Below are 4,630 nucleotides of genomic sequence, written 5' to 3'. Positions count from 1 at the left end.
CCGACCGGCGCCGGTCGGGCGGCCGGGCTGCTTCTGCTGGTGGCCGTGGGCGCGCTGATCCCGCTGTTCGGGCCGCGAGTCGCGCTGGACACCGGTGAGGCGGTGGCTCCCGGGGCGGGCGGGATCGCTCTCCTGCGGACCGTGCTGCTGGCCGCGCTGTGCGTACCGGTGGGCGAGCTGTTCGTCGTGTGGCTGGCCCGGCGGGTGCCCGGCGGCCCCCGACAGACGCCACGCGGCTGGGCGGCGGGGGCGGCGGCCGCCGGTTGCGTGGCCGCTCTGGGGCTGGCCTCGGTGGTGGCGACCGGCAACCTCGTGCCGGGCTCCCCCGCCGACATCGACGTCGGCGGCCTCTACGCGACGCGGGACGGCCGGCTCGCCCTGCTGGAGGTCAACGCGTTCGCGGCGGTGGCCCTGTGCGCCCGGTCCCGCCGCCCGCTCACCCAGGTGGTGCCGCTGACGGCGATCGTCGTCGCGGAGGCGTTGCGGGCGCACCCCACCGTCGAGGACAGCCCGCTCGTCGGCACGGCCCTGACGTTCGTCCATCTGCTGTGCGCGGCCCTGTGGGTGGGAGGACTGCTCTCCGTCCTGCGCACCCTGGGCACGCGCGCGTGGCGCGCGACGGCAGGGGCGGGCGCGGCGCTGCTGGGCCTGTACGCGCGCGTGGCCGCCGTTCTGCTGGCCGCCGTGACCGCCACCGGGTCGTGGAGCACGCTCCGGCGAATGCCGCCGGGCACGGTCCTCGACCAGTTGACGGAGACGGCGTACGGGCGCGCCCTGCTCGCCAAGGTGCTCCTCATGGCCGCCGTCGCGGCGCTCGCCCTGCGGGCCCGGCTGCGGCTGCGCCACGTGACCGACCCGCTGGACGCCTGCGCCCCCGCCCGCGCGGAACTGGTGGTCCTGGGTGTGGTCGTGGCGCTGTCGGGCCTGCTCACCGCGCTGCCGGTACCGATCCGCTGGTGAGTGCCGACGCCGGGCGGCAGAGGGTGAGCACCAGCGTAGGGCGACAACGGGCGAGTTCGGGGGCGGGCGGCAGCGGGTGCGTACCGGCGGCGGGGTCCGACGTCGCTCAGGGCGTCGCCGGAACCGGTCCGCCGGTGGGCGCCGGCAGCCCGGTCTCCAGGGTCCGCAGCACGCCGCGGGCCAGCAGGTACTGGGCGGCGATGTAGGTGAGCATGATCCACAGGTCGGGGCGTGGGAGCTGCGGCCACTCGGCGACCCCGGTCGCGATCAGCATGTCCGACAGCACGAAGAGTGCGCCGCCGGCCCCGGCGACGGCCCCCAGCCGGGCGGCGGAGCACGCCATCGCGGTCAGCAGCGCGCTGTACCCGGCGACGGGCACGCGCAGGTCCGCCGGCAGCCCGGGCCACAGGCTCGCCACGGCGACGACGAGGGCGAGCGCGTACACGGCGGGCAGCCGGAGGGCACGCGCGCGTGCCCCCCACTCCCCCACCGCGGGCGAACCCTTGTCCGCGACCTCGTGCGAGGCGTTCGCCGTCCGAGCCCACTTCCCGAAGAGGACGAGGTAGCAGACGTGGCCCGCCGCGAAGCAGCCCATCCCGGCGAGGAAGGCCGGCTCGGCGTCGGAGAGGAGGAGGATGTCCCCGCCCCAGCCGCACAGGAGCGCGGCGATCAGCAGCCGCGGGCCACCGCGCGTGTGGACGTACGCGGCGAGCAACGGCATCAGCAGCGGCTTGGCGACCAGGTGCCCGGGGGTGAACCCGGCGGCGAGGGAGCCGAGGTCGACGGCGGCGGCGAGCCCGAAGGCGACGAGGAGGGTCTGTCGGCTCGGCCCTCTCACGCGGCCGTCTCCGTGACGGCCGGCTTCTCCTCGGCGGCCGCGCGCCGCGCCGCCGGCCCCCAGCCGGGCCCGCGGAAGACCCGCCCGGCCCGCTCGCTCCAACTCCGCGCCGCCCTCAGGTCCTTGGCGATGGCGACGTACTCGTGGGTGGCGACCCGCAGCGGGTTGTAGGTGCCGATGTTCTTGGTCAGGCCGTAGACGGGCCGCTCGGTCTCCGCGACGAAGGAACCGAACAGCCGGTCCCAGACGATGAGGATGCCGCCGAAGTTGCGGTCGAGGTAGCCGCCCTGGGAAGCGTGGTGGACCCGGTGGTGCGACGGCGTGTTGAACACGAACTCGAACGCGGGGTGCAGCTTGCCGATCCGCTCGGTGTGGATCCAGAACTGGTACACGAGGTTGGCCGACGAGCAGAACGCGAGCGCCGCCGGGTGCACGCCGAGGGCGATGAGGGGGACGTAGAAGGGCCACACGGTCCAGGTGGTCCAGGGCTGCCGCAGCGCGGTGGTGAGGTTGAACTTGCGGCTGGAGTGGTGCACGACGTGGCAGGCCCACAGGATCCGCACGACGTGGTGGCCCCGGTGCGACCAGTAGTAGAAGAAGTCCTGCGCGAGCAGCATCAGCGGGACCGTCCACCACAGCACGGGCACACGCAGCGGGGTCAGCTCGTAGATCGCCGTGTAGAGGGCGACGATCGGGATCTTCCACAGGAAGTCGAACACGAGACTCCCGAGTCCCATGCCGACGCTCGTCGCGGCGTCCTTCGCCTCGTACCCGGCGGCATCCTCGTCCGGATGGAGCCGGTGGCTGATCACCTCGATCACGGTGAGCAGCACAAACGCGGGTATCGACCACAGCACGACATCGGGCAGGTTCGGCATGTGGGCACCGTAGAACCGCTGGTGAGCTGGGGCTAGACGTTGTTACTGACAAGTATTTCCGGTGGTACGCGCTTGCTTCTTGGCGTCCTCCACCAATCCGGCGGGCAGGGTCAGGGCGACGGCTCTGGGCGACCCCCGAAAAGGGAGCCGCCGATCAGCCGTCGATCCTTCCCCGGCGCGGCTTCGGCCCGCAGCCGGTGGCGTGGAACCTGTGCGTGCCGTTCGTCCTGCGCCTGCGGTCGTTCAACACTCCCGCGGGCCTGCGGACGCCGGAGGACTTCCTGCCGGCCACCGGGGTCCCGCTGCGCGGGCCCGACGGCTGCGTCTCGGAACTCCTCGCCTCCGGGCGGGCGTTGGTGCTGGTGGACGGGGTGGACGAGGTACCGGCCAGGTTGCGTGGCCGCACCGAGAGCTGCCTGAAGGCCCCGATCTCCGCGTACCCCCAGGCGCGTTACGTGGTGACGACCCACCCCTCGGCACCGGCCTCTTCCCCCCGGACCGTCTCACCGTCGAGTAACGAGCTGTCAGTCGTGGCCCGTATCCTCAGGGACCATGCTTGATGACCTTTCGACCGCGGCGTCGCAAGCTCCCTGGCCGGTCGCGTATCCGCAGGGATACGCGGTTGTTGACGTGGAGACGACCGGGCTCGCCCGGGACGACCGGATAATCTCCGCGGCTGTGTACAGACTGGACGCGCGCGGCGAGGTCGAGGACCACTGGTACACACTGGTCAACCCCGAGCGCGATCCGGGACCGGTGTGGATACACGGGCTGACGAGCGACGTGCTCGAAGGGGCGCCGCTGTTCCGGGAGATCGCCGAGGAGTTGTCCTCGCGGCTCGCGGACCGCGTACTCGTCGCGCACAACGCGGTGTTCGACTGGTCGATGCTCGCGCGGGAGTACGCGCGCGCGGAGACCGAGGCGCCGGTGCGGCAGCGGCTGTGCACGATCGCGCTGTCGAAGGAGCTGGAGCTGCCGCTGCCCAACCACAAGCTGGAGTCGCTCGCGGCGCACTTCGGTGTCGTGCAGCAGCGCGCCCACCACGCGTTGGACGACGCGCGGGTGCTCGCGGAGGCGTTCAGGCCCAGTCTGCACGCCGCCGTGAGCCGAGGTGTGCGGTTGCCGCTGCTCGAGTGCCGGCCGCTGACCGAGTGGTCCGCCTCCCCGACGATCGGGCGGCAGGCGTCCGGCGGCTACTCCCCCGGTGGCTATCGGGCGGGCAGTTGGCGGCCCTCGCGCAAGCGGCCCCCGTGCCCGTACCCCAACCCCGGTCGATACGAAGAGGGCAAACCTCTCAAGCAGGGCATGCGCGTCGCGTTCTCCGGAGACACCTCGGTCGAGCGGGAGCTGCTGGAGGACCGTGCGGTGGAGGCGGGGCTGCACGTGGCGACGAGCCTGTCGCGGGTGACGAGTCTGCTCGTCACCAACGACCCGGACTCGGGCACGTCCAAGACGGTCAAGGCACGGCAGTACGGGACGCCCGTGATCGACGAGGCGGCGTTCGGGCAGCTGCTGCGGGACGTGGAGCCCGCCACCGAGGAGTGAGACGGGCGTACGGGTGATTGGCGGGCGACTCGCCCGCCGTCCGCTCGCCCGTGCCGCGTCGGCGCCGCACCCTGTGGCGCATGGCACGTTGCGAAGTCTGCGGAAACGACTACGGCATGACCTTCGAGGTGCACGCGCAGGGCGCGGTGCACGTCTTCGACTGTTTCGCCTGCGCGATCCACCGGATGGCCCCGATCTGCGAGCACTGCCGGGTGCAGATCATCGGCCAGGGAGTCGAGGTCGAGGGCCACTGGTACTGCGGCGCCCATTGCGCGCGGGCCGAGGGGAGGGTGGGCATCGTCGACAAGGTCTGAGCCCGCAGGTGACCGCGGGGCCGACCCGTCGTCGCCCTGAAGGCAGGTGCCGGCCCCCGGCGGGACCCTCCCGTCGGGGGCCGAACCGTGCGAGG

The 4,630-nt window shown here is 72.8% G+C and carries 6 protein-coding genes; 4 read left to right on the top strand and 2 right to left on the bottom strand.

The window, feature by feature from the left end; translation table 11 throughout:
- On the top strand, positions 1-960 hold a 960-nt coding region (locus AOK23_RS38260), incomplete at its 5' end, for a CopD family protein (RefSeq protein WP_055717075.1).
- A gap of 106 nt (positions 961-1,066) precedes the next feature.
- Here AOK23_RS38260 and AOK23_RS38255 read toward each other — a convergent pair.
- Positions 1,067-1,798 carry a lysoplasmalogenase gene (locus AOK23_RS38255; protein ID WP_055717074.1) on the bottom strand — a complete coding sequence of 244 codons (732 nt, stop codon included), beginning with the start codon at positions 1,796-1,798 and terminating at the stop codon, positions 1,067-1,069.
- A complete protein-coding gene (locus tag AOK23_RS38250) occupies positions 1,795-2,676 on the bottom strand; it encodes a sterol desaturase family protein (protein ID WP_055717073.1) in 882 nt (293 codons plus the stop codon). Before AOK23_RS38250 ends, AOK23_RS38255 begins: the two co-directional genes overlap by 4 nt.
- A 215-nt stretch (positions 2,677-2,891) precedes the next feature.
- Here AOK23_RS38250 and AOK23_RS38245 point away from each other — a divergent pair, with 215 nt between their 5' ends.
- The 3 genes from AOK23_RS38245 (at position 2,892) to AOK23_RS38235 (ending at position 4,535) form a co-directional block, all read left to right on the top strand.
- Positions 2,892-3,236, top strand: coding sequence for an NACHT domain-containing protein (locus AOK23_RS38245; protein ID WP_055717072.1), 345 nt, complete (start codon positions 2,892-2,894; stop codon positions 3,234-3,236).
- Positions 3,229-4,221 (top strand): DEDDh family exonuclease, encoded by a 993-nt coding sequence (locus tag AOK23_RS38240; protein WP_055717071.1) that lies wholly within the window; start codon positions 3,229-3,231, stop codon positions 4,219-4,221. Before AOK23_RS38245 ends, AOK23_RS38240 begins: the two co-directional genes overlap by 8 nt.
- Before the next feature lie 80 nt (positions 4,222-4,301).
- Entirely contained in the window at positions 4,302-4,535 is a 234-nt protein-coding gene (locus AOK23_RS38235) for a hypothetical protein (RefSeq protein WP_079049939.1), read from the top strand.
- Positions 4,536-4,630: the final 95 nt, after the last annotated feature.

It is taken from the genome of Streptomyces torulosus (assembly GCF_001419765.1).
Lineage (GTDB): Bacteria > Actinomycetota > Actinomycetes > Streptomycetales > Streptomycetaceae > Streptomyces > Streptomyces torulosus.
This window is presented reverse-complemented; position numbering and strand designations above follow the sequence as displayed.